This is a genomic window from Achromobacter sp. 18P8.1.1, assembly GCF_057799415.1.
Genome location: NZ_JBYOKH010000002.1, coordinates 117177 through 143472 on the forward strand (window position 1 = coordinate 117177; position 26296 = coordinate 143472).

Sequence of the window (26296 nt, forward strand, 5' to 3'; positions counted from 1 at the left end):
CGCGAGACTCTTTAAGCAAGAATATCGCTGCCCCGCGCGCGTAACCCATCATGCGGAATCCGGAATCCGGCACGCCGCGCGCAGGCCCCCGGTTCAGGTCGGATACGTGCCCGGCAACAGGATGCTGCGGTCGCCCGGTGCAATATTGCGGCGGCCGCACAGCGCCATCGTCGTATCCATTTCCTTGTACAGCAGCTCCAGCACGCGGGTCACCCCCGCCTGGCCGTAAGCGCCCAGGCCATACAGGAAGGCGCGGCCAATCATCGCGCCGCGCGCGCCCAGCGCCACGGCCTTCAGGATGTCCTGGCCGGAACGGATGCCGCCATCCATCCAGACTTCGATCTTCGAGCCCACCGCGTCGGCAATCGACGGCAGCGCTGCAATCGACGACATCGCGCCGTCCAGCTGGCGCCCGCCGTGGTTGCTGACGATCAGCGCGTCGGCGCCGCTATTGGCGGCCATCTGCGCATCTTCCACATCCAGGATGCCCTTGATGATCAGCTTGCCACCCCAGCGCTGCTTGATCCATTCCACGTCGTCCCAACTCAGGCGCGGGTCGAATTGTTCGGCCGTCCACGCCGACAGCGACGACAGGTCGCTCACGCCCTTGGCATGGCCCACGATGTTGCCGAAGGTGCGGCGCTTGGTGCCCAGCATGCCCATGCACCAGCGCGGCTTGGTCGCCAGGTTGATCAGGTTGCGTAGCGTCGGCTTGGGCGGCGTCGACAGGCCGTTCTTGATGTCCTTGTGGCGCTGGCCCAGGATCTGCAGGTCCAGCGTCAGCACCAGCGCGGTGCAGCCTGCGGCTTTGGCGCGGTCGATCAGGTTGGCCACGAATTCGCGGTCGCGCATCACATAGAGCTGGAACCAGAACGGCTTTTTGGTGGCTTCGGCCACGTCTTCCAACGAGCAGATGCTCATCGTGGACAAGGTGAACGGCACGCCGAAATCGGCGGCGGCCTTGGCCGCCAGGATCTCCCCGTCCGCATGCTGCATGCCGGTCAGGCCGGTGGGCGAAATCGCCAGCGGCATCACGACGTCATGGCCCACCAGGGTGGTGCGCAGCGACCGGCCTTCCATGTTCACCGCCACGCGCTGGCGCAGCTTGATCTTCTGGAAGTCGCTTTCATTGGCGCGGTACGTGCCTTCGGTCCAGGCGCCGGAATCGGCGTAGTCGTAGAACATGCGCGGCACGCGCTTTTGCGCAATGGCGCGCAAATCTTCGATGCAGGTGATCGTAGAAAGGTTAGCGGTCATGGGAGGTCTGAGGAGTGATAGAGGTGCGCCAGCTGCGTTTCGTTTTTCTAGAGTCTGGTGCCGCCGGCTGCGGCGGCTTCGCCACTGCGCAGGGGCGGCAACGCCCCGCGGCGCCGCCCAGTATACGCGCCGAGGCCGGCAAGCGTCGCTTGCCGGCCCCGTTCGCCCCCCTCGGACCGGAGCTCTGCGGCCCCTGTCCACCCAAGCTATCTCGGCCAGACCTTGCTGACCGCCCGGATCGTCGCCCACGCCACCCAACGCGGGCTGGTCAGCCGCGCCCCCGGCAGGCGCCGCATCACGTCCACAGCCAGCCCGCCGCGCTTATGCCATTGCTTCTTGCGGGTCTGGCTGTCGGTCCAGCGGCCTTCCAGCCACGGGAATTCGCGCCGTCCCGGCTTGTAGACGGGCGGGGTGTTGTAGATGAGGATGTACGCCAGCCGCGGCGACGGCGAGGTATTCGGACCGGTGAAGTGCAGCGTGCGGGCGTCGTGCACGGTGATGCCGCCGGGGTCCAGCGGTTCCGCCACGGCCTGGTCGCGCGCAAAGTCGCCGCAGCACTCCAACGGATGCAGCGTCTTGTCGCCGCCGGGCGAACGGTGCTCCAGCACGTCCCATTTGTTCGAGCCCGGGATGAACTGCATGCACCCGTTCTCGATGGTTGCCGGCTGCAGGGCCAGCCAGATGCTCAGTTCGTTGTAGATGAAATCGGGCGACCGGAACGCCTCATCCTGGTGCCAGGGCGTTTCCGGGCCGTGCGGGCCGGGCTTGAGCAGCGCGTGTTCGCCGTACAGCGCGGCGTCCTCGCCCAGCAGCTGGCGCGCCAGGTCCAGCGTGCGTTCGTGATAGGCCGTCTTCAGCAGACCAGGGGCATAATGGCGCGGATCGTGCAGGCTGGGAAACTTGGCCGGCTTGGACGGATCGTCCCGGCTGACGAAGTCGTACTGCGCCCCCTCGTTGTATCCGGTCTTGTTCGCAAACAGGTCCAGCAGTGTCCGGCGGATGTACCCGACCTCGTCTTGCGGGCACATGTCCTTCAGGGCCAGGTAGCCCTGGTCCCTGTAACGCGCTGTCTCTGCTTCCGACAACAAACTGGTCTCTTCCATAATGGCTTCTCCAAGCTCTGGTAGCGGGTGTTCCCGTTGGCACGTTTTGACATGAGCTCTAACGTATCGCTTCGATGCCCACCGGGCCTATAGACCATCTGCCGTAGCCACAACCGCCTACGTTCATTGCGTCGGCGGCGCATCATCCGAAGGAAATATCCATGCAAGACCCTCGATCCGACACCCATATCGAAACCGTCCTCGTCACCGTCAGCGGCACGGTGCAAGGCGTGGGCTACCGCCACGCGACCGTACGCCGCGCCCACATGTTGGGTGTGACGGGATGGGTACAGAATCTGCTGGACGGCACGGTCGAAGCCCTGGTGCAGGGCTCGCCCGACCAGGTGGACCACATGCTGGAATGGTTGCGGCGCGGCCCGCCGGGCGCTTCCGTGCAGGAAATCACGACGCGCCGGGAGTACACCGACAAGCGTTACATCCGCTTCGAGCAGGTGTAAGCCCAGCAGCAAACTCCTATCGCCGCCTAGGAGCGATGGCGTAATCCGATCAGCCGAGGGCCAACCGGAAGGTCAGCGGGTGCGCATCCAGCGCCCGCCCACCTGATTGATGACCAGGCCGGCCAGCACGCAGCCCGCCCCGACCCATTGCAGCGGCTGCAGCCGTTCGCCAAAGGCCATGGACGCCGCCCACAGGCCCACCACCGGCACCAGCAGGGAAAACGGGGCGATCTTGGCGGCCGGATGGCGTGTCAGCAACTGCGTCCACAAGGTGTAGGCCACCAGCGTCGCCAGCACCGCCAGGTACAGCACGGACAGCGCCTCGCCCCAGCCCATGCCTGTCACCATGCCCACTACGGGGTCCCAGCCGTCGATCAGCACGGCCAGCCCCAGGAAGGGCAGCACCGGCGCGGCGCTGCTCCAGGCTATGAAAGCGAAGGGGTCGTAGCCGGGCGCCTTGCGGCTGGCCAGGCGCACGATCAGGTTGGAGACCGCCCACATGAACGCGCCGCCCAGCGTCAGCGCAAAGCCCAGCATCGTCATCTGGCCGGGGCCTTCGCCGCGGCCGCCGGCAATTACCGCCAGCCCCACCGCGGCGACGCCCAGTCCGATCCAGTGATGGCGGCGGGCGCGTTCGCCCAACACGGGCGCGGCCAGCAGCAAGGTGAAGAACGCCTGGGTCTGGATGACCAGCGAGGCCATCCCTGCGGGCATGCCGAATTTCAGCGCGGTGAACAACAGGCCGAATTGCCCCAGCCCCTGCACCAGCCCATAGGCCGCGATCCAGTGCCACGGCAGCTGCGGCCGGCGCACGAAGAGGATCAGGGGGAAGGCCGCCAGCGCAAACCGCAGCGCGCCGAGCATCATGGGGGACAAGCCCCGCATGCCGACCTTCATGACAACAAAATTCAGCCCCCAGATGACCACGACCGCCAATGCGCAGAAATAGTCTTTTCGGGTTAGGTGAGTCGTGGACATCCCTGCATTATCGCATCGCCGGCCCCCTCGGCGGCCCGATCTCAGTGCTTTTTCAACACCGCCGCAAAGGCCTGCACGGCGATGTCGATGTCCTCGTCGTCGATGTGGCGGTGGGTTACGCAGCGCAGGCGCGTGCGGCCCCAGGGCCGGGTCAGCAGGCCTTGCGCCTGCAGCGCGGCGACCCATTCGGCGTTCGTCAGACCGGTACCGGCGGTCTCGACCTGCACGATGTTGGTCTGCGGCACGGTGGCCGACAGCGCGGGCGCCAGGCCGTTGATGCCGTCGCTCAGCCGGCGGGCACGGGCATGGTCCTCGACCAGCCGTTCGGTCATCGACTGCACGCCTTCCAGGCCGGCCGCCGCCATGATGCCCGACTGGCGCTGCGTGCCGCCCAGCATGCGGCGCAGGGTGCGCGCGCGCGACATCACCGCCTTGCTGCCCGCCAGCACCGCGCCCACGGGCGCGCTCAGCCCCTTGGACAGGCACAGCGACACCGTGTCGGCGTACTGCGTGATCTCGGCCGCCGGCACGCCCAGCGCCACGGCGGCATTGAAGAGGCGCGCGCCGTCCAGGTGCACCGGGACGCCGGCGGCATTCGCCATGCCATACACCGCCTGCATGTGGTCCAGCGGCAGCACGGCGCCCCCGGCGTTGTTGTGCGAGGTCTCCATCGCCACCAGCGAGGTCTTCAGCCGGTGGCCGCCGGACAGCAACGCGTCGTCCAGCCGGTTCAGGTCCATGGCGCCGTCGGTACCGGACACGCCCTGGTAGAACAGGCCCGTGAAGGTGGCGGCGCCGCGCTCGGACGTGTACATGTGGGCGGACGACTCCAGCACGACCTGCTCGTTGCGCTGCGTCTGCGCCAGCACGGCCAACAGGTTGGCCATGGTGCAGCTGGGCACGAACAGCCCGGCTTCCTTGCCCAGGCGGGCCGCCACATGCGCTTCCAGCGCACGCACGGACGGGTCGCCGTCCAGGCCGTCATCGCCGATCGGCGCGGTGCGCATGCGTTCGTACATGGCCGCGGTGGGGTGGGTGACCGTATCGCTGCGCAGGTCGACAGGGGCGCTGGGAAGGTCGGCGGGGGTCCGCTGGGTCATGGCTTTCAGTGCTGCAGAATTTTGGAAAGAAACTGGCGCGTGCGCGGGGCACGCTCCTCCACATTGCCGAAGAACGCGTCTTTCACGCAGTCTTCGACGATCTTGCCGCCGTCCATGAAGATCACACGGTCGGCGACGCGGCGGGCGAATCCCATTTCATGGGTCACCACCATCATCGTCATGCCTTCGCTGGCCAGGTCGGTCATCACGTCCAGCACCTCGTTGACCATCTCGGGGTCAAGCGCCGAGGTCGGCTCGTCAAACAGCATCACCACCGGGTCCATCGACAGCGCGCGCGCGATCGCCACGCGCTGCTGCTGGCCGCCCGACAGTTCGCCGGGATGCTTGTCCTTGTGCGCCGACAGGCCTACGCGCTCAAGCAGCGACAGCGCCCGCACGCGGGCCTCGTCCTTGCTCCGGCGCAGCACCTTGACCTGGCCCAGGCACAGGTTCTCGGTCACCGACAGGTGCGGGAACAGTTCGAAGTGCTGGAACACCATGCCCGCCACCGACCGCAGCTTGGGCAGGTTGGTGCGGGGATCGCCCACGGAAATGCCGTTGACCACGATGTCGCCCTTCTGGAAGGGCTCCAGCGCGTTCACGGTCTTGATCAGGGTCGACTTGCCGGAGCCCGACGGCCCGCAGACCACCACGACCTCGCCTTTGCCGACCTTCGTCGTGCATTCATCCAGCACCTGGAAGGTGCCGTACCACTTGCTGACCTGGTTGATCTCGATCATCGGAGGCGTCGAAGAGAGTTGCATCGTAGAACCTGTGGATAACGGGTAGGAGCGGGGCCGGGGCGCTTAGCGCAACACCCGGGTGCGCTTTTCCAGCAGCTTGACCAGACGGGATGCCGTGAAGCAGATCACGAAATACACCACCGCCACGAAGAGATAAAGTTCCACCAGCCGGCCGTCGCGCTGGCCGATCTTGGAGGCCGCCCCCAGGAAGTCCGTCAACGACAGCACGTAGACCAGCGACGTGTCCTGGAACAGGATGATCACGCGCGTCAGCAGCGCCGGCACCATGTTGCGGAAGGCCTGCGGCAGCACCACGTAGCGCATGCCCTGCCAGGGCGACAGGCCGATCGCCATGCTGGCCGACACCTGGCCACGCGCAATCGACTGGATGCCCGCGCGCATGATTTCGCAGAAGTACGCGGCCTCGAACATGGTGAAGGTGATCACCGCCGAATTGAACGCCCCCACGCGCAACGGCGTGGGCGACCCGACCACCCAGGCGGCGATGTACGGCACCAGGAAGTAGAACCAGAAGATCACCAGCAACAGCGGGATCGACCGCATCACGTTCACGTAGATGCCTGCCGGCACAGACAGGATCTTGAAGCGCGACAGCCGCATCATGGCCAGCAGCGTGCCCAGCGCCAGCCCCATCACCGCGGCCAGCACGGTCAACGTCAGGGTGAACGTCATGCCCGTCTGGAACAGATAGGGCAGGGCGGTCCAGATCACATCGAAATCGAATTTACCCATGGCGATCCCCTAGCGACTCTTGCCGGCCGAACCGATCAGCCCGGGAACCGCGACATGGCGTTCAAGCAGGCGCATGCCCAGCACGACAATGCCGTTGATGATCAGGTAGATCACCGTCGCGGCGGAGAACGCCTCGAAGATGTGGAAGCTGAATTCCTGCATGGAGCGCGCCTGGCCGGTCAGCTCCAGCAAGCCGATGGTCAGCGCCACCGACGAATACTTGATGGTGCCCATGAACTCCGACGTCAGAGGCGGCAGCACGATGCGGAACGCCTCGGGCAGGATGATGTAGCGGTACACCTGCACCTCGGTCAGCCCCAGCGCGGTGCCCGCCTGGAACTGGCCGCGCGGCAACGACTGGATGCCCGCACGCAATTGTTCGGCCACCCGCGCCGACCCGTAGAAACCCAGGCACAGCACCGCGGGCACGAACTGCCCCCAGGGCTGCGGCATCTGCTTCATCGCCAGGCCCCACGCATGCGGCAGCAATTCGGGCAGCACGAAATACCAGAGAAACATCTGCACCAGCAGCGGCACGTTGCGGAAGATCTCCACATACGTCGCGCCCAGCACGTTCATCAGCCGGGACTGCGCCGTGCGCATCACGCCCAGCCAAGACCCCAGCACCAGCGAAAAGACCCATGCCGTCAGCGCCAGCGCCAGCGTCCAGCCCACGCCGATCAGGATCGTTTCCAGGAAGGTATGCACGCCGTCAGGCGACATCTCCAGGAAAACGCTCCAACTCCAGTTGTAATTCATGCCTGTGCCCTAGATCGGCGCCGGCCTCGGCGCCTTGCCCCAAAACCGCCGCGGGACGCGCTTGGCGTCCCGCGGACAACCTGCTTACTCGTATGCCTTGGGGTCGCCCGAATCCGTCGGGTTGGCCAGCGCACGCTTCAAGGCGTCGCTCATCGGATACTTCAGGTTGATCTGCTTGGGCGGGATCGGCGAATTGAAGTACTTGTCATAGATCGCGGCGACTTTGCCGGTCTTGATCAAGTCCAGCACGGCGTCGTCCACCACCTTCTTGAAGGCGGGGTCGTCCTTGGGTTCCATGATGCCGTAGGGCGCCATTTCCAGGCCCTTCTTGCCGATCACGAACGCGTCCGGGTTCTTCGACGAGGCCACGGCGCCGTAGGCGATGCCGTCATCGTTGGCCGAACCCGCGGCGCGGCCCGATTCCACCATCAGGATGGTCTCGGCGGTATCCTTCGTGGGCGCCATGGTGATGCCCAGGTTGCCCTTGGCGTTCAGGCCGGAAATCAGGCGGAAGGTCTGGCCGCCAGCCTGGGCCGCGATGGTCTTGCCGCGGAACGATTCCAGGTTGTTGGGATCCACGCCGCCGTCCTTGCGCGCCACCAGCACCACCTGAGCCACGAAGGTCGTGGGCGCGAACGACACCAGCTTGTGGCGGTCCAGGTTATTGGTGGTGTTGCCGCATTCCAGGTCGATGGTGCCGTTGGCCAGCAGCGGGATACGCGTGGCCGAGGTCGTCGGGTTGTAGCGCACGTCCAGCTTGGGCAGCTTCAGCGCGGTTTTCACGTACTGGGCGATTTCCTGGCAGATCTCCACCGTGTAGCCGACCGGCTTCTGGTTACCGTCGAGGTAGGCGAAGGGGACCGAGGTTTCAGGATGGCCGATGGTGATCACGCCGGTTTCCCGGATCTTGTCCAGGCGGCTGGGGCCCTCGGCGTGAACGGTGGCGGCGCTGCCCAGCAGGGCGGCGGCGACGGAGATCGCGGCAAATGCTTTCATCTGATTCCCTTGGCGCCGTGCGTGCGGCGCGTGTTTGTATTCACGATCGGCGGCGCCAGACTGTTTGGCGGCCGCCGCGTCCCGCGATGAGCCCCGCGGCTGGCAAAAAGTATCAACTAGCAGTATGGTTTTATCCAGTTCCAATCAGGTATTCCTCTATACGGATTTGATATGGCCATTCCACGGATGGGCTTAAGACACATCGAGGCCTTCCGAGCCGTCATGATGACCGGCTCGATGACGGCCGCCGCGCGGCGCGTGCATACCTCGCAGCCGCACGTTAGCCGCTTAATAGCGCAATTGGAAGCGATCACCCAGTTTCCCTTGTTCGACCGCAACGGCAGCCGCCTGAGCCCCACGCAGGACGGGTCGCGCTTCTTCCAGGAGGTCGAAAAGACCTTCATCGGCCTGGCCGGCCTGGAGTCGGCGGCGGCCAGCATCCGCTCGTTCAGCGCCAGCCGGCTGAGCGTGGCCGCCATGCCGCGGCTGGCCGGCGGCATCCTGGCGCGCATCGTCGCGGCCTTCAAGACGGAATACCCGGACGTGATGGTCTCCATCCATTCCGGCAACGCCAGCGCGGTGCACAACTGGATCAGTTCGGGCTTCTGCGACACGGGGCTGGCCATGCTGTCGGGCGACAGCCCCGGTATCCAGGTCGAGCCGGTGCTCACGATGAGCTGCGTGGCGGTCCTGCCGAAAGGGCACCGGCTGACCAAGCTGAAAAAACTGAAGCCCGCCGACTTCGCCGGCGAACCGTTCATCGCCTTTCCCAGCGCCACGCCGCTGCGCGAGAAGATCGACGCCGTCTTCAAGGCGGCCAAGGTGGAACGGCAGACGGTGGCCGAGGCCGGGCTGGGTTCGTCGGTGTGCGCGCTGGTGGGCGCCGGGCTGGGCGTGGCCCTGATCAACCCGCTGGCCGCCCGCGAGGAGTACGAGGCCAACGGCGTCGAGGTCCGGCCTTTCAGTCCGTCGGTGCCGGTCACGGTGGCGCTGCTGTATCCGCCGTATCACACCCGCACGCGGCTGGTCAGCGTGTTCTCGCGCTACGCCCATCAACTGATGAACGAGGAAATGGCCGACCTGAAGACGCGGCCGGCACGCTGACGGGACCGGCGCGCGCCGCCTTTCTTATATCAGCGACTGCTCCAGATAGCGGTCCGCTTCGCCGGACTGCTTCAGCGCCTCCCACTGGGCCAGGCTCAGTTGCGGCATCTGGAAGGCGGGCTGCGGGCGGCTGTACCAGCCCGGGTTGTGCAGGCGGGCCAGCAGGTCCATCTTCGGGCCGTCCAGGTACAGGTGTTCCCGGTCCGCCACCAGGTCATCCTGCACGTGCATGGCCACCACGTCGGCTACGACAAGGCTGCGCCCGTCGATGCGCAGCAATTCATGCACCCGGCACTCGAACGCCACGGGCGACTGCATCACCCGTGGCACGCCGATGCGCTCGGATGGCGACAGCACCAGGCCAGCTTCCACCGATTCGTCCACGCCGGCCGGGAAATCCACCGCCGTGACGTTCATCCGGGCCGCCAGCCGTACCGACACCAGGTTGACGGTGAACTCGCCGCGCTCGGCGATGTTGCGGGCAGTGTCCTTGGGCGCGCCGTCGCGCATGCCGATGCCCACGCAGATCAGCGGCGGGTCGCCCGACATCAGGTTGAAGAACGAGAAGGGCGCCACGTTCGTCGCCCCCCGTGCGTCGCGCGACACGATCCAGGCGATGGGGCGCGGCACGATCGCCGCGGTCAGCAGCTTGTAGCGGGCCGGGCCCGCCAGCGCATTCAAATCGATGAACATGGCTTGTCCCCGGCCGCCTCAGTCTTGCCCGGCCGCTTGGGTCGGCGCCGCACCGGCCGCCGCCTTCTGGTCGGCGAACAGGCGGTCGCTACGCTTGCAGCGGCAGCGGCCGATCTGGTGCAGTTCGATCAGGTTGCCCACCGGGTCGCGCAGGAACAGCTGCATCAGCTCGGGCGCCGCCACGTTGTCCAGCTTCCAGTAGTCCACGCCCTGCCGCTGCAGCTCGGCTTCGGCCTCGGCAATATCGCGAACCGCCAGCGCCACGTGGTTTTCCACCGGATCGCAGCCGGGCCCTTGGGAATAGGGCGAAGGGCCGTCGCTGCCCAGCAGATGGATCTGGCAATCGTTGCCCAGGTCCAGGAAGTACCCCGCGATGCCCGGGATTTCCCAGCGGCCCTTATCCGTGTCCAGGCCCAGCACGTCTCCATAGAACGCGCCCATGGCCGCCACCTTGCCCAGCGGCATGCGCACCGCGTGATGATGCAGCTCCAGTACGTCCAGCGCCATTTGTCTCTCCTTGGTTTGTCCGGCTGGCGCCCATGCACCGCCAGGTGCGCCATGGTGGCGTCCGCTCCCGTCACGGGGAATGCCGGCACAGGCAATCCACGATTGCGTTTTTCGCAACCCTGGGCGCGCCGCCGTACCGCGCGTGCACGCTATGCTTGGCGGCATGAATACGCCAGACCTCAACCTGCTGCTGACCCTGGACGTCTTGATCCAGGAAGGCAGCGTCGCCGGCGCCGCGCGCCGGCTCAACCTGAGCACGCCGGCCATGAGCCGCACCCTGGCCCGCATCCGCGAAGCGGTGGGCGATCCGGTGCTGGTACGTTCAGGCCGGGGCCTGGCGCCCACGCCGCGCGCGCTTGAACTGCGCGACCAGGTGCGCAGCGTGGTCGAACAGGCGCAAACCGTGTTCTCCGCCTTCAGCCAGGACGTCAACCTGGGCACGTTGACACGCGTCTTCACCCTGCGCGCCAATGACGTGTTCGTGGGTGCCTTCGGCGGCCGCCTGCGCGAGCACCTGCGCCGCTACGCGCCGCACAGCGTGTTGCGCTTCCTCTCCGAAGCTGAAGACGACAGCGACGCGTTGAGCGGCGACGCCGACCTCTACATTGGGTCGTCCCAGAAGTTCGGCGCGGACATCAAGGTGCAGACGCTCTTCACCACGTCGTTCTGCGGCTTGGCGCGCGCCGAGCACGCCATCTTCAAAGGCGCCATCACCCCGCAGCGCCTGACGGCCTACGACCACATCAGCGTGTCGCGCCGCGGCCGGGCGCAAGGGCCCATCGATCTAGCGCTGGCCGATCTGAGCCTGACCCGCCGCGTCGCGCTGATCACCCCCACCTTCCACGCCGCCATCTTCGCCCTGGCCGATTCCGACCTGATCCTGCCGTCGATGCCGCAGCATCTGATGCCGGGGATTGAACGGCTGGGATTGGCACTTCGCAGCTTTCCCGTGCCGTTGCCGACGCCGCCCGTGCGGGTCGTGCAGGCCTGGCCGCCGCGTCTGGACAGCGACCCGGCGCACCGGTGGTTGCGGCAGACCATCAAGCAGGTGTGCGACGTGGCGATGTAGCGCCCGGCAATACGCCTAGGAGCGCACCGTCCGGCCATCCGGATGCAACCACTCCAACACGCCCGTATCGGCCCGTGCCGCCTGCACGGCCAGCCCCTGGCTCCACTGCCGCGCAATCTCAGGTGGCCCGCCATCGATGCCGTCAGCCGTCCGCAACGAGGCCGGCGCGCCGATCCAGGCGTAGACCGGCTCATGCAGCCAGGCGCCATCCGCCGCCGCAATGCCCACATGCAAACCGTCCGGGCTGTGGGAGGAGGGCGTCTCGGGCGCCGCCGCGCACAGCCACCCGTAGGCCACGCCCCAGTTCAAGCCGAACACCATCTGGTGCGCACACGGCACCACCTCGCGGCCTTCCCGCATGTCATAGACGCCCTGGAACCACGCGTCCCACTCCGCATGCTCCACGCACTGCAACACGCGCACGTAGCGGCCTGGCTGCCCGGCAGGCGCGGGGGTGATTTCGGCAGGATCCTCAGACGGCAGCCACACGATGTCGCCCAGATCCGTATACGCCACCGGCACCCGCACGTTGCCCTGGCCGTCGACGATCCCGCGCCGGTTATCGCCGGTCAGGACACGAATCCGCATCTGGCCGCGCGCGCACTGCTCAGCCGCCTCCGTCTCGGTATCCACCGGTCCCATCGCCTCGTACACGGCGTCCAGCAGCTGGCGTCCCTGGGTATCGATCAACCCCTGCAATCCGCCGCGCCGGGTCACATACGCATGCAGCGCGTCTTCCCAATTGATGTCGTCCCACTGCGGCGGCACGCGCCACGCGCCGCGCTGGTCGATCAAGCCCCATTGCCCGGCCTCGCAGGCAGGCGCCAAGCCCCCCGGCGAGAAATCGCCTGCGAATTCGAAACGCGGCGGGATGGCCCACGCCCCCAGCTTATCCACAAAGCCGATGTTCTCCCCGACGCGCGCCATCACCAGACCCTGTGCATAACTCCACACCTCATCCAGCACGCACGGCATCAGCGCGTGGCCGCCGGTGTCGATCAAGCCCAGCTTGTCGTCCTTCAATACCGTGGCGACGCCGTCCTCAAATGCCCAGATCGCGTCGAACTGCGGCGCCAGCACCACCTGTCCGCCATCGGCCGGGCCGACGCGCACGCCCCACAAGTTGTCCACAACAAAGCGGTGCAATCCTTCGCCCAGGTGCGTGTCGTCGTGATCTTCGTCGCCACCTTCCCCAACATCAGCCACGAAGTCTTCATACCGAACGGCACGCGCCGGCTCTTGCTCGGCGAAGTAGGGGTGATCCAGGCCGCCCAATCCGAAGCGCCACGCCCACCCCGAGGCATCATCCACATCGCGCACCTCCAGCAAGCGCAGGACGCCCGCCACGTCTTGCGCCGCCATCCCTTCGCGCAACGCCTGCCAGCGCTGGCTGCACAGCTCGCGCACATGACGGACATACGCCGCCGCGCCGTCGCCGTGCATCCACGCCAGTTCGTCCAGATTCGCGCTTATCCACAAGTCGGCGTCTTCGGGTTCCCCGTCGATCCGTTCGGCAAGATAGGTGGCCGCGGCATCCAGCTGCAAGCAGTAGGGCGCATCGTCGCTTGCCGCATGCGACAGCAAGAACGCCGCGACCTCGCACAAACGGTCATGCGCCGAGTGCGCCGGCACGGCCAGCCCGGCGGTGCCGGCGTCGCCGAACACCCGCTGCGACGCATCCGCTTGCGACAACTCACCATCTGCCAATAGCACCTGCCACAAGGTCGGCAGATTGCCGTTGGCGCTGGCGATTTCCGCTGACACCACCTGGCCATCCTGTTCCGACTGCAAACCCAACCACGCCCGATTACCCATCACTGCATCCTTGCAACAAAAAAACAAAGGCCAGCCCGTCAAGGCTGGCCTTCGCTACGACACAGCGGCCGCGATCAAGCGTCGATATTGCCCGCCGACAGCGCGTTCCTTTCGATGAAGGCGCGGCGCGGTTCCACGTCGTCGCCCATCAGCGTCGTGAAGACCTCGTCGGCCGCGATGGCGTCTTCGATCTGCACGCGCAACAGGCGGCGCACCTTCGGGTCCATCGTGGTTTCCCACAGCTGTTCCGGGTTCATTTCACCCAGACCCTTGTAACGCTGCTTCGAGATGCTGCGGTCGGCTTCGCTGCGCAGCCACTGCATGGCTTCGCGGAAGTCGGACACAGTCTGTTCCTTGCGCTTGTCGCCTTCGCCGCGGGCGGCCAGCGACCGCGAACCGACCTTGCCCAGGAAGCTCTTGGCAGCCTTGGACAGGATGCCGTAGTCCGAACCGTTGACGAAGTCGGCGTCGATGATGCTGACGCGCACGTTGCCGTGGTGCATGCGCTGCACCGACAAACGATGGCGCTCGGTGGCTTCATCAAACTGCGGCACCACTTCCACGCCGTTGCCGCTGACCGGATCACGCATGGCGTCAGCCAGGCGCTTGGCGGAATCGGCGGTGGACTCGGCCGTTTCCAGATTGATCTCGACGCCTTCGGCCATGGCCGACAGGGCGCCCACATCGAACACCTTCGCCAAACGCGCGATGACGCCGTCGGCGGCCACGTACTGGCTGGCCAGGTCGGTAAGCTCTTCGCCGCGGATGATGTTGCCACCCGAGATGATCTCGGCATCTTTCAGCGCCAGTTGCAGCATGAACTGCGCTTCTTCCTGGTCGTCCTTCAGATAGCGTTCTTCGCGGCCAACCTTCACCTTGTACAGCGGCGGCTGCGCGATATACACGTAGCCGCGCTGCACCAGCTCAGGCATCTGGCGGTACAGCAGCGTCAGCAGCAAGGTACGGATGTGCGCGCCGTCCACGTCCGCGTCAGTCATGATGATCAGGCGGTGGTAGCGCAGCTTGTCCACGTTGAAATCGGGGCCGATGCTCGTGCCCAGCGCCGTGATCAGCGTGGCGATCTGTTCGCTGGCGATCAGGCGGTCAAAGCGCGCCTTTTCCACGTTCAGCACCTTGCCGCGCAGCGGCAGGATGGCCTGGAACTTGCGGTCACGGCCTTGCTTGGCCGAACCGCCTGCGGAGTCACCCTCGACGATGTACAGCTCGCACAGCGCCGGATCCTTTTCCTGGCAGTCAGCCAGCTTGCCGGGCAGGCCAGCGCCTTCCAGCACGCTCTTGCGGCGCGTCATCTCGCGCGCCTTGCGGGCGGCTTCGCGGGCACGGGCGGCTTCGACGATCTTGTTGCACAGCGCCTTGGCGTCGTTCGGGTTCTCAAGCAGCCAGGTTTCCAGCGTGCGGGCCACGGCTTCTTCAACGGCTGGACGCACTTCGCTGGAGACCAGTTTGTCCTTGGTCTGGCTGCTGAACTTGGGCTCGGGCACCTTCACCGACAGCACGCAGGCCAGGCCTTCGCGCATGTCGTCGCCGGACGTCTCGACCTTGGCTTTCTTGGCCAGTTCGTTGTCGGCAATGTACTTGTTCAGAATGCGGGTCATGGCCGCGCGCAGGCCGGTCAAGTGCGAACCGCCGTCGCGCTGCGGGATGTTGTTGGTGAAGCACAGCACGCTTTCGCTGTAGCTGTCGTTCCACTGCATCGCCACTTCAACGCCCACCGACACGCCGCCGGCGGCGGACTCGGTGGTGACCGAGAACACGTTCGGGTGCAGCACGGTCTTGGTGCGGTTGATGTATTCGACGAAGCCCTTCACGCCGCCCGAGAACGCGAAGTTCTCTTCCTTGCCCTGGCGCTGGTCAACCAGGCGGATCTTCACGCCGTTGTTCAGGAACGAGAGCTCGCGCAAGCGCTTGGAGAGGATCTCGTAGTGGTATTCGATGTTGTTGAAGATGATCGGGTCGGCCAGGAAGCGCACTTCCGTGCCGCGCATGTCCGTCGTGCCCGTCACCGCCAGGGGCGCAACACGCGCGCCTTGGCGGAATTCCATCTGGTGGACCTGGCCGTTGCGGCGGATGGTCAGGCGCAGCCATTCAGACAGCGCGTTCACGCAAGACACGCCCACGCCGTGCAGGCCGCCAGACACCTTGTACGAGTTCTGGTCGAACTTGCCGCCGGCGTGCAGTTCGGTCATGACGATTTCCGCCGCGCTGCGGTGGAATTCGTCTTCCTTGTGGATATCGGTCGGAATGCCGCGGCCGTTATCGGTGACCGAGATCGAGTTGTCGGTGTGGATCGTGACGACGATATCGTCGCAATGGCCGGCCAGGGCTTCGTCGATGGCGTTATCCACGACTTCGAACACCATGTGGTGCAAGCCGGTGCCGTCGGACGTGTCGCCGATGTACATGCCGGGGCGCTTGCGCACGGCCTCCAGCCCCTTGAGCATCTTGATCGAGTCAGCGCCGTAGCCGCTGTTCTCGGGAGTGGTGTTCTGCTGATCTGACATGTCTGTATCGATAACGCTTTAAAGAACGGCCTGGCGGCCGGACCGCCCGCAGGCCTAGGCCCGCAAGCGGCACAAACCCACAAATGGGGCGCGGATCAGATCCGCATGGGCATGACGACGTACTTGAACTGGTCGTCTTCGGGCAAGGTGATGAGCGCCGACGCGTTCGCATCGGGCATGACCGACCACTGGATGTTGTCGACCTTCACGTTGGCCAGCACGTCGAGCAGGTAGCCCACATTGAAGCCCACGTCCAGGGCTTCATGGCCGTAATCGATGTCGATTTCTTCCTGCGCCTCTTCCTGCTCGGCGTTGGAGGACGAGATCTTCATCTGGTTCTGCGCCAGTTGCAGGCGCACGCCCTTGAACTTGTCGGTGGTCAGGATGGCGGCACGCTGCAGGCTGCCCTGGAGCGCTTCGCGGCCCACCATGAAGTGGCGCGTGTAGTTCGTGGGAATCACACGCGTGAAATCGGGGAACTTGCCTTCAACCAGCTTGGACACCAGTTCCACGTCGCCGAAACGGAAACGGATCTGGCCGGGCGCCACATCGATGGAGACCACCTCGTCGGAGTCTTCCAGCAGGCGCTGCATTTCCAGCACGGTCTTGCGCGGGACGATCACTTCGTGGCGTTCGGCAATGCCGTCGGCCTCGGTCGAGCAATGCGCCAGGCGGTGGCCATCGGTGGCGACGGCGCGCACACGACCCGGTTCAAATACCAGCAGCATGCCGTTCAGGTAATAGCGGATGTCCTGTTGCGCCATGGCGAAGTGCACCATGTTGAACAGGTGGCGCAGCGTGCGTTGCGGCATGGTGAGCGAGACGTCCCACTGCTCGGGCTGAGCGACGGTGGGGAACTCGCTGGCAGCCAGCGTCTGCAACGCGAAGCGGCTCTTGGCCGACTGGACCGACAGCTTGTTGCTGGCGAGCGCCAGGCGCACGTCGCCGGTGTCCGGCAACGCCTTCAGGATGTCCAGCAGCTTGCGCGCCGCAACCGTAGTGGACTCGTTGTCCTGGCCCACGCCGAAGTCGGCGTGCGTGGTGATCTGTACTTCGAGGTCGGTCGCAATGAAAGCAACTTTGTTGCCTTCCTTGCGCATCAGGATGTTCGCCAGGATGGGCAGGGTATGGCGTCTTTCGACGATGCCCGCCACGGTCGACAGCGGTTTCAGCAATGCATCGCGTGTGGTTTGTACGAGTTGCATGTTCATCCTTTTAGAGTTTGTTCCAACACGTGCAGGGTATGGTTGAGCTCCGCTTGCTTTGCGCGGGCGTCGGAAATTTTGCGGACGGCGTGCAGGACGGTGGTGTGATCACGGCCACCGAACAGATCGCCGATTTCCGGCAGGCTTTTCTGGGTCAGCTCCTTGGCCAGGTACATCGCAACCTGGCGCGGCAACGCGATATTGGCGGGCCGGCGTTTCGAGTACATGTCGGCGACCTTGATCTTGTAGAAATCCGCAACCGTCTTCTGGATGTTTTCCACAGTGATCTGGCCGTTGGACACGGACAGCAGGTCCTTCAGGGCTTCCTTGCAGACATCCACCGTCAGCACGTCGCGGCCGTGGAAGCGGGCGTAGGCCAGGACCTTGCGCAGCGCGCCTTCCAGTTCGCGCACGTTGCTGCGCAGATGCTTGGCGATGAAGAAGGCCACTTCCTCGGGCATGGGCACGCCTTCGGATTCCGCCTTGCGCAGCAGAATCGCCACGCGCATTTCCAGCTCCGGCGGCTCGATCGCCACCGTCAGGCCGGAATCAAAGCGCGAGATCAGGCGGCTGTCGATGCCCGACAGTTCCTTCGGATACGTATCGCTGGTGATGATGATCTGCTTGCGCTGGGCCACCATCGCCTCGAACGCGTAGAAGAACTCTTCCTGCGTGCGGTTCTTGCCGGAGAAGAACTGGATATCGTCGATCAGCAGCAGATCCAGCGAATGGTAATAACGCTTGAAGTCGTCGAACGCCTTGCGCTGGTACGCCTTCACCACGTCGGACACGTATTGGTCGGCATGCACATAGCGCACGCGCACCCCGGTGCCCGCCGCGACCATGGCGTTGCCGATGGCGTGGATCAGGTGGGTCTTGCCCAGGCCCACGCCGCCGTACAGGAACAGCGGGTTGTACGAGGTACCGGGGTTCTCGGCCACCTGCAGCGCGGCGGCGCGCGCCAGCTGGTTGGCCTTACCCGTCACGAAGTTCTCGAACGTCAGGTCCGTGTTCAGCCGCGAGCGCTCGTACACGATGTTGGCCGCGTCGGCCGTCACCGCCTGCGCCGCCACGGTCGTGGCGGGAGGGGCGGGCGGTGCCGCGGCCTGCATGGGCGGCGCGCCGCCTGAGGGCTGAGCAGCGGACAGGTGCGTTTGTTCCGGCGGCTGCGCACGCACGGGAGCGACCGGCATGCGCGGCGCGGCTCCGTGGGACGGCAACTCGAACAAGACCTGTACCGGTCGCTTGAACCACTCCGCGGCCAACGCTTCGATCTGGTGGGAAAAGTTCTTGCGCACCCAATCCAGCTTGAAGCGGTTGGGCGCGGCAACGCGCAGCACCGCCTGCGTTTCGTCGTACGCAAGCGGGACCAGCGGTCGTATCCACGCGCTGATTTGTTGGGGGGGGAGTTCCTGCTCAAGACGACTGACGCAGGTCTGCCAGAATTCTTTCATGTCGCTCTTATTCAAACCTCGATTCTACCTTGCCTGAGCACGGGTTATCCACAGGGTAGGACATAAGCGTCTACACTGCCCAGGCTTAACTGTTTGACAAGACAGGGAAAACTTGCTGAAATGGTGGGCTTTTCCGAATTCTGTCTGTCAGAAGGTTTCACAGAGAGCTTAGCCGGAGTTGTGGCAAGTACCCTCCTTTCATAGGTCGGGGCGCTTTCCGCACTGTCCGGTTTTTAGCTTTGCTGAATAGGTCGCCTGGGAAGAAATTCCCAGTCCAGAGCCCCGTCTACGAGTTGTTTTTGCACCTGTTGCAAAAATGCTTACTAGATACCCGCTTCTGAATGCGCGACCTGGAACCCTCCGGGCAGGTCCCTTCTGACTTTTGTTCTTTTTGTGGATCGTCCATGAAACGTACCTACCAACCTTCCGTTACCCGCCGCAAGCGCACCCATGGCTTTCGCGTGCGCATGAAAACCCGCGCTGGCCGCGCCATCCTGAGCGCCCGTCGCGCCAAGGGCCGCAAGCGTCTGGCCGTCTAAGTCCGGGATTTCCGGTTTTTCCGGAAACCTGACTATTTGCACGGACCGGCCATATTGCAAGACCTCTCGCAATCTCGTTCCGGTTCCGCGCAAACGCCTGACCCGCAGTCCATGCCGCGCTCCACGCTTCCCCCGGAGGCGCGGCTGCATCGCCCCTCCGAGTTCGCCGCTGCCCTAAAAGGCCGGCGTCTTGCCCGAGGGGCGTTATTCATTGTGACTTCAGCTCCCAATGATCTGCCCCCCGGTCAGGATGCCTGTGCGCGCTTGGGACTCATCATTGCCAAGCGGTTCGCCGCCCACGCCAGTACGCGCAACGCCATCAAGCGGGTCATCCGCGAAGCGTTCCGCCACCGGCGTCTGGCGCTGCCCGCCAAGGATTACGTCGTGCGCCTGCATAGCAAGGTCGCTCCCACCACGCTCACCTCGCTTAAACGCTTGGCTAGGGCCGAAGTGGATGCTCACTTTGAGCGGATCGCGCGATGATTTTCAAAGCACTGCTCATCGCCCCCATCCGGTTCTACAGGTTCTTCCTGAGTCCCTGGATAGGCAGGCAGTGCCGCTTCACCCCGACTTGCTCGGCGTACGCGATTGAAGCAATCGAACGCCACGGCGCCTGGCGCGGCTTCTGGCTGGGCGTCCGGCGCATTGGCCGATGCCATCCGTGGTCGCCCGGCGGCTGGGATCCGGTTCCACCGGCCCCGGGAACCAAAGGCACCCCGTGCTGCTCCCACAGCCACCGCACCGAGCACGATTGACGCTAAACTGGCGGGCTTTGCTGGCCCGTATTCACTTCAGTAGGCACCATGGATATCCGACGTACCGTCCTCTGGATGATTTTTTCCTTTTCGCTGTTGCTCCTTTGGAACAACTGGCAAATCCATAACGGCAAGCCGTCGCTGTTCGGGGGCCCCACGCCCGCGGCCAGCACGACGGATCCGCAGGCCGGCGCCAATAACGCCACGCCTTCGGTGCCCAGCGCGCCCGCAACCGCGGCCACCGCGCCGTCGGCGGTCCCTGGCGCCGCCACGCCCGCTGCCGCGCGCTCGGAAGAAGTCGTCATCACCACCGACGTGCTGCGCCTGACGTTCGACACGATGGGCGCCCAACTGGTGCGCGCCGAACTGCTGAAGTACCCGGCAACCGGCCAGCCGGACAAGCCCACGGTTCTGCTGGATCGTTCGGCCGGCCTGAACTACGTCGTGCAGTCCGGCGTGGTTGGCGCGCCCAACGGCCAGAGCTTCCCCACGCACCAGACGCCTTTCCGCCTGGTGACGTCGGAACGCCAGCTGACCGGCGACAACCTGGTCGTCTCGTTCGAAGGCGAATCGGGTGGCGTGAAGGTCACCAAGTCGTTCACCTTGCACAAGGGCCGCTACGACATCGACGTGCGCCACGACCTGGCCAACGTCGGTTCCGCCCCCGTGACGCCCGCGCTGTATCTGCAGCTTGAGCGCGACGGCAACGACCCGGCCGACACGTCCAGCTTCTATCACACGTTCACCGGCTTCGCCGTCTACTCCGAGCAGGACAAGTTCCAAAAGAGCACGTTCAGCGATATCGAGAAGAAGAAGGCCAACTACATCAAGCAGGCGGACAACGGCTGGATCGCCGTGGTGCAGCATTACTTCGCCACCGCCTGGGTGCCGCCGCAAGGCAAGCCGCGCACGAACGAACTGCTGGAAGTGCAGAAGAACCTGTACGCCGCCCGCAGCATCGAAGCCGTCGGCGAAATCGCCCCCGGCGCCGCGTCGCGCGTTGACTCGCACCTGTGGGTCGGTCCGCAAGACCAGAAGGCCATGGCGGCGCTCGCCCCTGGCCTGGAACTGGTGGTGGACTATGGCTGGCTGACCATCATCGCCAAGCCGCTGTTCACGCTCATGACCTGGCTGCATTCGCTCCTGGGCAACTGGGGCTGGACCATCGTTGCGCTGACCGTGCTGATCAAGGCCATCTTCTACCCGCTGGCCGCCGCGAGCTACCGCTCGATGGCCCGCATGAAGCAAGTGGCCCCGCGCCTGCAGGCCCTGAAGGAAAAGTACGGCGACGACAAGCAGAAGCTCAACGCCGCCATGATGGAGATGTACCGCACCGAAAAGATCAACCCGCTGGGCGGCTGCTTGCCGATGGTGGTGCAGATCCCGGTGTTCATCTCGCTGTACTGGGTGCTGCTGGCCAGCGTGGAAATGCGCGGCGCGCCGTGGATCCTGTGGGTGCATGACCTGTCGATCCGCGACCCGTTCTTCATTTTGCCCGCCATCATGATGGCCACCATGTTCCTGCAGATCAAACTGAACCCGACGCCTCCGGATCCCATCCAGGCCAAGGTCATGATGATCATGCCGCTGGTGTTCGGCGGGATGATGTTCTTCTTCCCGGCCGGCCTGGTGCTGTACTGGTGCGTCAACAACACCTTGTCGATCGCCCAGCAGTGGTCCATCACCCGCGCCATGCAGCGCAAGACGGAAGCCTTGGCGAACCGCTGAGCCTGACGTTGCAAGCATGAAGAACCGGCCCTCAGGGGCCGGTTTTTTTTCGCCCGCGACGCCAGCGCGCCTCGCGTCCTGCTGCCGCATCGAGCCGTTGATAATAGATAAATACTATTGAATTTGACGTATCAATCAACTTCACAAGTGCAACCATGACCCCTATGATGTGTCGGACATATTCCCCAGGCGGCAGCGCGGGGGTATGCACGACACGGCGCGGGCCTACCAGGGCACGCGCATTCCAGAATCACGTAGGGAGTGTGCTATGACCGACAAGAAGCATCTGACCACCGCAGCAGGCGCGCCGGTGGCGGACAATAACAACACGCTGACCGCCGGCCCCCGCGGTCCCGCGCTGTTGCAGGACTTCTGGCTGATTGAAAAGCTTGCCCACTTCGACCGCGAACGCATCCCGGAACGCGTCGTCCACGCCAAAGGCTCGGGCGCTTACGGCACGTTCACCGTCACGCATGACATCACGCGCTACACGCGCGCCAACATCTTTTCGCAGGTCGGCAAGCAAACTCCGCTGTTTTTGCGCTTTTCCACGGTTGCCGGCGAACGCGGCGCGGCCGACGCCGAACGCGACGTGCGCGGCTTCGCCATCAAGTTCTACACCGATGAAGGCAACTGGGACCTGGTGGGCAACAACACCCCCGTCTTCTTCATCCGTGATCCGCTGAAGTTTCCCGACTTTATCCACACCCAAAAACGCGACCCCAAGACCAACCTGCGCAGCGCCACCGCCGCCTGGGACTTCTGGTCGCTCAGCCCCGAATCGCTGCACCAGGTGACGACCCTGATGAGCGATCGCGGCATCCCGGCCAACCTGCGCCAGCAGCATGGTTTCGGCTCGCACACGTTCAGCTTCGTCAACAGCAACAACGAACGCTTCTACGTGAAATTCCACTTCAAGTCGCAGCAAGGCATCGCCTGTCTGACCGACGAGGAAGCGGCGCAAGTGGTCGCTCACGACCGCGAAAGCTCGCAGCGCGACCTGTTCAACAACATCGCGCAGGGCAACTTCCCGAAGTGGACGCTGAAGGTGCAGATCATGCCCGAGGCCGAAGCCGAGACCTATCACATCAACCCGTTCGACCTGACCAAGGTCTGGCCGCACGGCGACTACCCGCTGATTGAAGTGGGCGTGCTGGAACTGAACAAGAACCCCGAGAACTATTTCGCGGAAGTGGAGCAAGCCGCCTTCACGCCCGCCAATATCGTCCCCGGCATCGATTTCTCGCCGGACAAGATGCTGCAAGGGCGCCTGTTCTCGTACGGGGACACGCACCGCTATCGCCTGGGCATCAATCACCACCAGATCCCGGTGAACGCTGCGCGCTGCCCCGTCCACAGCTACCACCGCGACGGCGCCGGCCGCGTGGACGGCAACGCCGGCGGCACGCTGAACTACGAGCCCAACAGCGCGGGCGAGTGGAAGGAAACCCCGTCCGCCGGCGAACCGCCGCTGGCCCTGGACGGCCAGGCCGCCGCGCGCTGGAACCACCGCGTGGATGACGACTACTACTCGCAACCGGGCGCCTTGTTCCGCCTGATGACGCCGGCCCAGCAGGAACTGCTGTTCGGTAACATCGGCCGCCACATGGCGGGCGTACCCGAAGAAATCCAGCGCCGCCAACTGGAACACTTCAGAAAGGCCGACCCGGCCTATGCCGCCGGTGTTGCAAAGGCGCTGGGACTGAAGATCTAAGCGCCTGGTCGCTGGTCAGAAAGGAAAGCGGCCCCTTCTTGGGGCCGCTTTTTTTTTAGGTGGTTCGGGTGATGGGTTGCGCGCGCTGGGCGGCCGCTCGCGGGCAAACACTGCCGCGCGCTCCACCCATCCTACGACGCACGATCAACCTTCGTAGGATGGGTGAAGCGCGGCAATGCCGCCCAACGCCGGCAAACGCCAAACGCGCGCAACCCATCACCTCAACGCTGCATCCCCCAGCGCCGCACCGTCAAACGCTCCAGATTGTCGAATCCCAGGTTTTCCACAAGCAGGCCGATGATGACCACCGCGGCCAGCCCCGCGAACACGCGGTCTGTGTATAACTCGTTGCGGTTCTGGAAGATGTACCAGCCGAGACCTCCCTTGCCGCTGGACGCCCCGAATACCAGTTCCGCGGCAATCAAGGTGCGCCAGGCGAACGCCCAGCCGATTTTCAAGCCGGCCAGGATGGCCGGCAGCGCGGCCGGCACCAGGATCTGCAGCACGTAGCGCAAGCCCGTCAGCCCATAGTTGCGGCCCGCCATGCGCAGGGTTTCCGACACGCCCAGGAAACCCGCATACATGTTCAGCGCCAGCGCCCACAGCACGGAATGGATCAGCACGAACACCAGGCTACCTTCGCCCAGCCCGAACCACAGCAAGGCCAGCGGCAGCAGGGCGATAGCCGGCAGCGGGTTGAACATGGCGGTCAGCGTGGACAGCAGGTCGCGGCCGAAGCGCGTGGATACCGCCAGCGTGGTCAGTACGAACGCGAGTGCGACGCCGGCCAGATACCCCTGCACCAGCACACGCAGCGACTGTCCGGCGCGCGCCGGCAGCTCGCCATTGGCGATACCCTGCACAAAAGCCTGCGCCGTCTGCCAGGCGCCCGGAAGCAACAGGTCATTGTCGGTGTAGCGCGCCGCCAGCTCCCACAAGGCAGCCAGCAGCGCCAGGATCACCAGCTTGCGCAGGCTGGCGTGCTGCCATAGCCGTTCGTGCCACGGTAACGGCGTTTCCGCCGCCTGCGCCGGCAAGGGCGGCAGCTCGTACTCGACTTCGGGACGAATGGGGGGCGAGGCGGGGTAGGCGGTGCTCATGGAAGGGTACTCATACTCAAGCCGCCGCGCGCTCGGCCTGTGCGGAATCGGACAGAGGCAGAGGCGACTCGAACAACAGGTCATGGATACGCTTGGCCGCCGATTGGAAGGCGGCGGATCCCTGGCTGTGCAAGCCGAAGGCGTGCGCGTTCAGTTCGGCGCGCACGCGGCCGGGATGCGGCGACAGCAGCAGCACGCGGCTACCCAGCACCAGCGCCTCTTCGATCGAATGCGTGACGAACAGCAGGGTGAAGCGCACGTCTTCCCACAAGGCCATCAGCTCTTCCTGCATGCGGCGGCGGGTCAGGGCGTCCAGGGCGGCAAAGGGCTCGTCCATCAACAGCACGCGCGGCTGCATGGCCAGTGCGCGCGCAATCGCCACGCGCTGCTTCATGCCGCCGGAAAGCGTGTGGGGATAGGCGTCCGCGAAGGCGGCCAGGCCCACCTTGTCCAGATAGTGCATGGCGCGCTCATCCGCTTCACGCCGGCCCAGCTTGCGCGAGGCCAGCAGCGGAAACGCCACGTTCTGCCGCAGCGTCTTCCACGGCGGCAACTGGTCGAATTCCTGGAACACGACGATACGGTCCGGACCCGGGCCCTGCACCGTCTGCCCATCGATCGCGATGCGTCCTTCGGTGGGCGGCAGAAAGCCGGCCACTGCCTTGAGCAGCGTGGATTTACCGCAACCAGAGGGTCCCAGCAGGATGAAACGGTCCGCGCCGTGGACTTCAAAACTGACCTGATGCGTGGCGCGAACCCGCCTTTCACGCGTCTTATATTCGATTGTCACCTTATCCACAGCCAGCAGCGGCGACGCCTGGTCAACGTTATCCACAGGCCTGGCGGCGGTCACCGACATATCAGCTGCCTTGCGCCGTCAGCGGATCATCGAAGAAGTAGTCGCGCCAGCTGGCCGGCGCGTTCTTGATGGCGCCCACCTTGTGCATGAACTCGGCCAGCGCAAAGGTGTTCTGCGGCTCCAGCTTGAATTGCACGTCGGGGTTCTTGATTACCTTGATCAGGAAGTCGCGGTCCTGCTTGGCGCCGGTGACGCGCAGGTAGATGTCGGCGGCCTGCTCCGGATTGGCGGCGGCAAAGGCGGCGGCTTCCTTCAGCGCTTCCTGGAACGCTTTGTACGTCTTGGGATTTTCCTTGCGGAATTTCTCGGTCGCAAACAGCACGGTGGATGAACTGGGGCCGCCCAGCACATCGTACGAATTCAGCACGATGCGCGCCTTGGGGTTCTCGGCCAGTTCTTGCTCCTGGAACGGCGGATTGCCGAAATGGCCCGTGATTTCCGTGCCGCCGGCAATGATCGCCGCCGCCGCGTCCGGGTGCGGCAGCGCCACCGAGATCTTGTCCAGCTTGTTGAATTGCGCGTCGCCCCACAGCTTGGCCGACGCCAGTTGCAGCACGCGCGACTGCACCGACACGCCCACGGCCGGCACCGCGATGCGGTCCTTGTCCGTGAAGTCCGCAATGGTCTTCACATTGGGGTTGTTCGTGACGAGGTAATAAGGAAAGTTGCCCAGCGATGCCACGCCTTTCACGTTCTGCTTGCCGTGCGTGCGGTCCCAGATCGTCAGCAGCGGTCCGACGCCCGCCCCCGCGATATCCACAGCCCCCGACAACAGCGCATCGTTCACGGCAGATCCACCGGACAGCTTGGCCCACTCGACCGAGATATCCACACCTTCGGCCTTGCCGTGTTTTTCGATCAACTGCTGGTCGCGCGCCACGTTCAGCAGCAGGTACACGATGCCGTATTGCTCCGCGATGCGGATGCGCCCTTCGGCCAAGGCGGGCGTGGGCGACGCCAGCGCCAACACCCCCAGAATCAACGCCAGGGCGGCGCCGGTAACGGTTTGGACCAATCGGTCCCGTAGTGCGGAGGACATACGCATGGTGTTCCCTGTGGATAAGTGCTTTGCGTCAGAAACAGCG

The 26296-nt window shown here is 64.9% G+C and carries 25 protein-coding genes; 8 read left to right on the forward strand and 17 right to left on the reverse strand.

Annotation, left to right across the window (positions count from 1 at the left end):
* Positions 1-93 precede the first annotated feature (93 nt).
* The gene (locus AC27VE_RS02330) at positions 94-1257 is read right to left on the reverse strand and encodes an alpha-hydroxy acid oxidase (RefSeq protein ID WP_280027097.1); all 1164 of its coding nucleotides are present in this window, start codon (positions 1255-1257) and stop codon (positions 94-96) included.
* 206 nt (positions 1258-1463) lie between these two features.
* Positions 1464-2360: a phytanoyl-CoA dioxygenase family protein gene (locus AC27VE_RS02335; protein WP_088589877.1), complete on the reverse strand. Its 897-nt coding sequence runs from the start codon at positions 2358-2360 to the stop codon at positions 1464-1466.
* A 161-nt stretch (positions 2361-2521) separates the two neighbouring features.
* Between AC27VE_RS02335 and AC27VE_RS02340 the strand changes: the two genes are divergently transcribed.
* The gene (locus tag AC27VE_RS02340) at positions 2522-2818 is read left to right on the forward strand and encodes an acylphosphatase (RefSeq protein WP_006227726.1); all 297 of its coding nucleotides are present in this window, start codon (positions 2522-2524) and stop codon (positions 2816-2818) included.
* A 72-nt stretch (positions 2819-2890) separates the two neighbouring features.
* Here the strand turns inward: AC27VE_RS02340 and AC27VE_RS02345 are convergent, their stop codons facing one another.
* From AC27VE_RS02345 to AC27VE_RS02370, 6 genes are all read right to left on the reverse strand, one after another.
* Positions 2891-3796: an EamA family transporter gene (locus tag AC27VE_RS02345; protein ID WP_035214204.1), complete on the reverse strand. Its 906-nt coding sequence runs from the start codon at positions 3794-3796 to the stop codon at positions 2891-2893.
* A gap of 41 nt (positions 3797-3837) precedes the next feature.
* Positions 3838-4896: a threonine aldolase family protein gene (locus AC27VE_RS02350; RefSeq protein ID WP_488702958.1), complete on the reverse strand. Its 1059-nt coding sequence runs from the start codon at positions 4894-4896 to the stop codon at positions 3838-3840.
* A gap of 5 nt (positions 4897-4901) precedes the next feature.
* Positions 4902-5636: an amino acid ABC transporter ATP-binding protein gene (locus tag AC27VE_RS02355; protein WP_006227723.1), complete on the reverse strand. Its 735-nt coding sequence runs from the start codon at positions 5634-5636 to the stop codon at positions 4902-4904.
* A gap of 66 nt (positions 5637-5702) precedes the next feature.
* Positions 5703-6392 (reverse strand): amino acid ABC transporter permease, encoded by a 690-nt coding sequence (locus tag AC27VE_RS02360; protein WP_006227722.1) that lies wholly within the window; start codon positions 6390-6392, stop codon positions 5703-5705.
* A gap of 9 nt (positions 6393-6401) precedes the next feature.
* A complete protein-coding gene (locus AC27VE_RS02365; RefSeq protein WP_088589880.1) occupies positions 6402-7151 on the reverse strand; it encodes an amino acid ABC transporter permease in 750 nt (249 codons plus the stop codon).
* 84 nt (positions 7152-7235) lie between these two features.
* Positions 7236-8147, reverse strand: a complete 912-nt coding sequence (locus AC27VE_RS02370; RefSeq protein ID WP_006227720.1) for an amino acid ABC transporter substrate-binding protein — start codon at positions 8145-8147, stop codon at positions 7236-7238.
* Positions 8148-8318: 171 nt separating this feature from the next.
* On the opposite strand from AC27VE_RS02370, the gene AC27VE_RS02375 reads away from it, so the two are divergent.
* On the forward strand, positions 8319-9251 hold the full coding sequence (locus AC27VE_RS02375; RefSeq protein WP_315529071.1) for a LysR substrate-binding domain-containing protein: 933 nt from the start codon (positions 8319-8321) through the stop codon (positions 9249-9251).
* Positions 9252-9275: 24 nt separating this feature from the next.
* Here AC27VE_RS02375 and AC27VE_RS02380 read toward each other — a convergent pair whose 3' ends face one another.
* Positions 9276-9944: a flavin reductase family protein gene (locus AC27VE_RS02380; protein WP_006227718.1), complete on the reverse strand. Its 669-nt coding sequence runs from the start codon at positions 9942-9944 to the stop codon at positions 9276-9278.
* Positions 9945-9962: 18 nt separating this feature from the next.
* On the reverse strand, positions 9963-10451 hold the full coding sequence (locus tag AC27VE_RS02385; protein ID WP_006227717.1) for a VOC family protein: 489 nt from the start codon (positions 10449-10451) through the stop codon (positions 9963-9965).
* Positions 10452-10614: 163 nt separating this feature from the next.
* On the opposite strand from AC27VE_RS02385, the gene AC27VE_RS02390 reads away from it, so the two are divergent.
* On the forward strand, positions 10615-11520 hold the full coding sequence (locus AC27VE_RS02390; RefSeq protein WP_035214206.1) for a LysR family transcriptional regulator: 906 nt from the start codon (positions 10615-10617) through the stop codon (positions 11518-11520).
* A 15-nt stretch (positions 11521-11535) separates the two neighbouring features.
* On the opposite strand, the gene AC27VE_RS02395 is transcribed toward AC27VE_RS02390, so the two are convergent.
* From AC27VE_RS02395 to dnaA, 4 genes are all read right to left on the reverse strand, one after another.
* Positions 11536-13335: a WG repeat-containing protein gene (locus AC27VE_RS02395; RefSeq protein ID WP_488702959.1), complete on the reverse strand. Its 1800-nt coding sequence runs from the start codon at positions 13333-13335 to the stop codon at positions 11536-11538.
* Positions 13336-13409: 74 nt separating this feature from the next.
* Positions 13410-15857 (reverse strand): DNA topoisomerase (ATP-hydrolyzing) subunit B, encoded by a 2448-nt coding sequence (gyrB, locus tag AC27VE_RS02400; RefSeq protein ID WP_006227715.1) that lies wholly within the window; start codon positions 15855-15857, stop codon positions 13410-13412.
* Between the two features lie 95 nt (positions 15858-15952).
* Positions 15953-17062 carry a DNA polymerase III subunit beta gene (gene dnaN / locus AC27VE_RS02405; RefSeq protein WP_006227714.1) on the reverse strand — a complete coding sequence of 370 codons (1110 nt, stop codon included), beginning with the start codon at positions 17060-17062 and terminating at the stop codon, positions 15953-15955.
* A gap of 2 nt (positions 17063-17064) precedes the next feature.
* Positions 17065-18516: a chromosomal replication initiator protein DnaA gene (gene dnaA, locus AC27VE_RS02410; RefSeq protein WP_088589883.1), complete on the reverse strand. Its 1452-nt coding sequence runs from the start codon at positions 18514-18516 to the stop codon at positions 17065-17067.
* A 404-nt stretch (positions 18517-18920) separates the two neighbouring features.
* Here dnaA and rpmH point away from each other — a divergent pair, with 404 nt between their 5' ends.
* The 5 genes from rpmH (at position 18921) to AC27VE_RS02435 (ending at position 23252) form a co-directional block, all read left to right on the forward strand.
* The gene (gene rpmH, locus AC27VE_RS02415) at positions 18921-19055 is read left to right on the forward strand and encodes a 50S ribosomal protein L34 (protein ID WP_006228069.1); all 135 of its coding nucleotides are present in this window, start codon (positions 18921-18923) and stop codon (positions 19053-19055) included.
* Between the two features lie 111 nt (positions 19056-19166).
* Positions 19167-19538 carry a ribonuclease P protein component gene (locus tag AC27VE_RS02420; protein ID WP_088589884.1) on the forward strand — a complete coding sequence of 124 codons (372 nt, stop codon included), beginning with the start codon at positions 19167-19169 and terminating at the stop codon, positions 19536-19538.
* Complete coding sequence (gene yidD, locus AC27VE_RS02425; protein WP_081534447.1) at positions 19538-19810, forward strand: membrane protein insertion efficiency factor YidD; 273 nt, start codon at positions 19538-19540, stop codon at positions 19808-19810. Before AC27VE_RS02420 ends, yidD begins: the two co-directional genes overlap by 1 nt.
* A gap of 48 nt (positions 19811-19858) precedes the next feature.
* Positions 19859-21538 (forward strand): membrane protein insertase YidC, encoded by a 1680-nt coding sequence (gene yidC, locus AC27VE_RS02430; RefSeq protein WP_006228066.1) that lies wholly within the window; start codon positions 19859-19861, stop codon positions 21536-21538.
* A 268-nt stretch (positions 21539-21806) separates the two neighbouring features.
* Positions 21807-23252 carry a catalase gene (locus tag AC27VE_RS02435; protein ID WP_315140093.1) on the forward strand — a complete coding sequence of 482 codons (1446 nt, stop codon included), beginning with the start codon at positions 21807-21809 and terminating at the stop codon, positions 23250-23252.
* A gap of 221 nt (positions 23253-23473) precedes the next feature.
* Here AC27VE_RS02435 and AC27VE_RS02440 read toward each other — a convergent pair whose 3' ends face one another.
* From AC27VE_RS02440 to AC27VE_RS02450, 3 genes are read right to left on the reverse strand one after another with little or no spacing between them, the layout of a single operon-like run.
* Positions 23474-24352 (reverse strand): ABC transporter permease, encoded by an 879-nt coding sequence (locus AC27VE_RS02440; protein WP_006228064.1) that lies wholly within the window; start codon positions 24350-24352, stop codon positions 23474-23476.
* 16 nt (positions 24353-24368) lie between these two features.
* Complete coding sequence (locus tag AC27VE_RS02445; protein WP_315140098.1) at positions 24369-25211, reverse strand: ABC transporter ATP-binding protein; 843 nt, start codon at positions 25209-25211, stop codon at positions 24369-24371.
* 1 nt (position 25212) lies between these two features.
* Complete coding sequence (locus AC27VE_RS02450; protein ID WP_035214318.1) at positions 25213-26256, reverse strand: ABC transporter substrate-binding protein; 1044 nt, start codon at positions 26254-26256, stop codon at positions 25213-25215.
* Between the last annotated feature and the right edge of the window lie 40 nt (positions 26257-26296).

Excerpts from the sequence above, each read along its gene's own strand:
- AC27VE_RS02330 (WP_280027097.1), bottom strand. The coding sequence starts at position 1,257 with ATGACCGCTAACCTTTCTACGATCACCTGCATCGAAGATTTGCGCGCC.
- AC27VE_RS02335 (WP_088589877.1), bottom strand. The coding sequence starts at position 2,360 with ATGGAAGAGACCAGTTTGTTGTCGGAAGCAGAGACAGCGCGTTACAGG.
- AC27VE_RS02340 (WP_006227726.1), top strand. The coding sequence starts at position 2,522 with ATGCAAGACCCTCGATCCGACACCCATATCGAAACCGTCCTCGTCACC.
- AC27VE_RS02345 (WP_035214204.1), bottom strand. The coding sequence starts at position 3,796 with ATGTCCACGACTCACCTAACCCGAAAAGACTATTTCTGCGCATTGGCG.
- AC27VE_RS02350 (WP_488702958.1), bottom strand. The coding sequence starts at position 4,896 with ATGACCCAGCGGACCCCCGCCGACCTTCCCAGCGCCCCTGTCGACCTG.
- AC27VE_RS02355 (WP_006227723.1), bottom strand. The coding sequence starts at position 5,636 with ATGATCGAGATCAACCAGGTCAGCAAGTGGTACGGCACCTTCCAGGTG.
- AC27VE_RS02360 (WP_006227722.1), bottom strand. The coding sequence starts at position 6,392 with ATGGGTAAATTCGATTTCGATGTGATCTGGACCGCCCTGCCCTATCTG.
- AC27VE_RS02365 (WP_088589880.1), bottom strand. The coding sequence starts at position 7,151 with ATGAATTACAACTGGAGTTGGAGCGTTTTCCTGGAGATGTCGCCTGAC.
- AC27VE_RS02370 (WP_006227720.1), bottom strand. The coding sequence starts at position 8,147 with ATGAAAGCATTTGCCGCGATCTCCGTCGCCGCCGCCCTGCTGGGCAGC.
- AC27VE_RS02375 (WP_315529071.1), top strand. The coding sequence starts at position 8,319 with ATGGCCATTCCACGGATGGGCTTAAGACACATCGAGGCCTTCCGAGCC.
- AC27VE_RS02380 (WP_006227718.1), bottom strand. The coding sequence starts at position 9,944 with ATGTTCATCGATTTGAATGCGCTGGCGGGCCCGGCCCGCTACAAGCTG.
- AC27VE_RS02385 (WP_006227717.1), bottom strand. The coding sequence starts at position 10,451 with ATGGCGCTGGACGTACTGGAGCTGCATCATCACGCGGTGCGCATGCCG.
- AC27VE_RS02390 (WP_035214206.1), top strand. The coding sequence starts at position 10,615 with ATGAATACGCCAGACCTCAACCTGCTGCTGACCCTGGACGTCTTGATC.
- AC27VE_RS02395 (WP_488702959.1), bottom strand. The coding sequence starts at position 13,335 with ATGGGTAATCGGGCGTGGTTGGGTTTGCAGTCGGAACAGGATGGCCAG.
- gyrB (WP_006227715.1), bottom strand. The coding sequence starts at position 15,857 with ATGTCAGATCAGCAGAACACCACTCCCGAGAACAGCGGCTACGGCGCT.
- dnaN (WP_006227714.1), bottom strand. The coding sequence starts at position 17,062 with ATGCAACTCGTACAAACCACACGCGATGCATTGCTGAAACCGCTGTCG.
- dnaA (WP_088589883.1), bottom strand. The coding sequence starts at position 18,516 with ATGAAAGAATTCTGGCAGACCTGCGTCAGTCGTCTTGAGCAGGAACTC.
- rpmH (WP_006228069.1), top strand. The coding sequence starts at position 18,921 with ATGAAACGTACCTACCAACCTTCCGTTACCCGCCGCAAGCGCACCCAT.
- AC27VE_RS02420 (WP_088589884.1), top strand. The coding sequence starts at position 19,167 with ATGCCGCGCTCCACGCTTCCCCCGGAGGCGCGGCTGCATCGCCCCTCC.
- yidC (WP_006228066.1), top strand. The coding sequence starts at position 19,859 with ATGGATATCCGACGTACCGTCCTCTGGATGATTTTTTCCTTTTCGCTG.
- AC27VE_RS02435 (WP_315140093.1), top strand. The coding sequence starts at position 21,807 with ATGACCGACAAGAAGCATCTGACCACCGCAGCAGGCGCGCCGGTGGCG.
- AC27VE_RS02440 (WP_006228064.1), bottom strand. The coding sequence starts at position 24,352 with ATGAGCACCGCCTACCCCGCCTCGCCCCCCATTCGTCCCGAAGTCGAG.
- AC27VE_RS02445 (WP_315140098.1), bottom strand. The coding sequence starts at position 25,211 with ATGTCGGTGACCGCCGCCAGGCCTGTGGATAACGTTGACCAGGCGTCG.
- AC27VE_RS02450 (WP_035214318.1), bottom strand. The coding sequence starts at position 26,256 with ATGCGTATGTCCTCCGCACTACGGGACCGATTGGTCCAAACCGTTACC.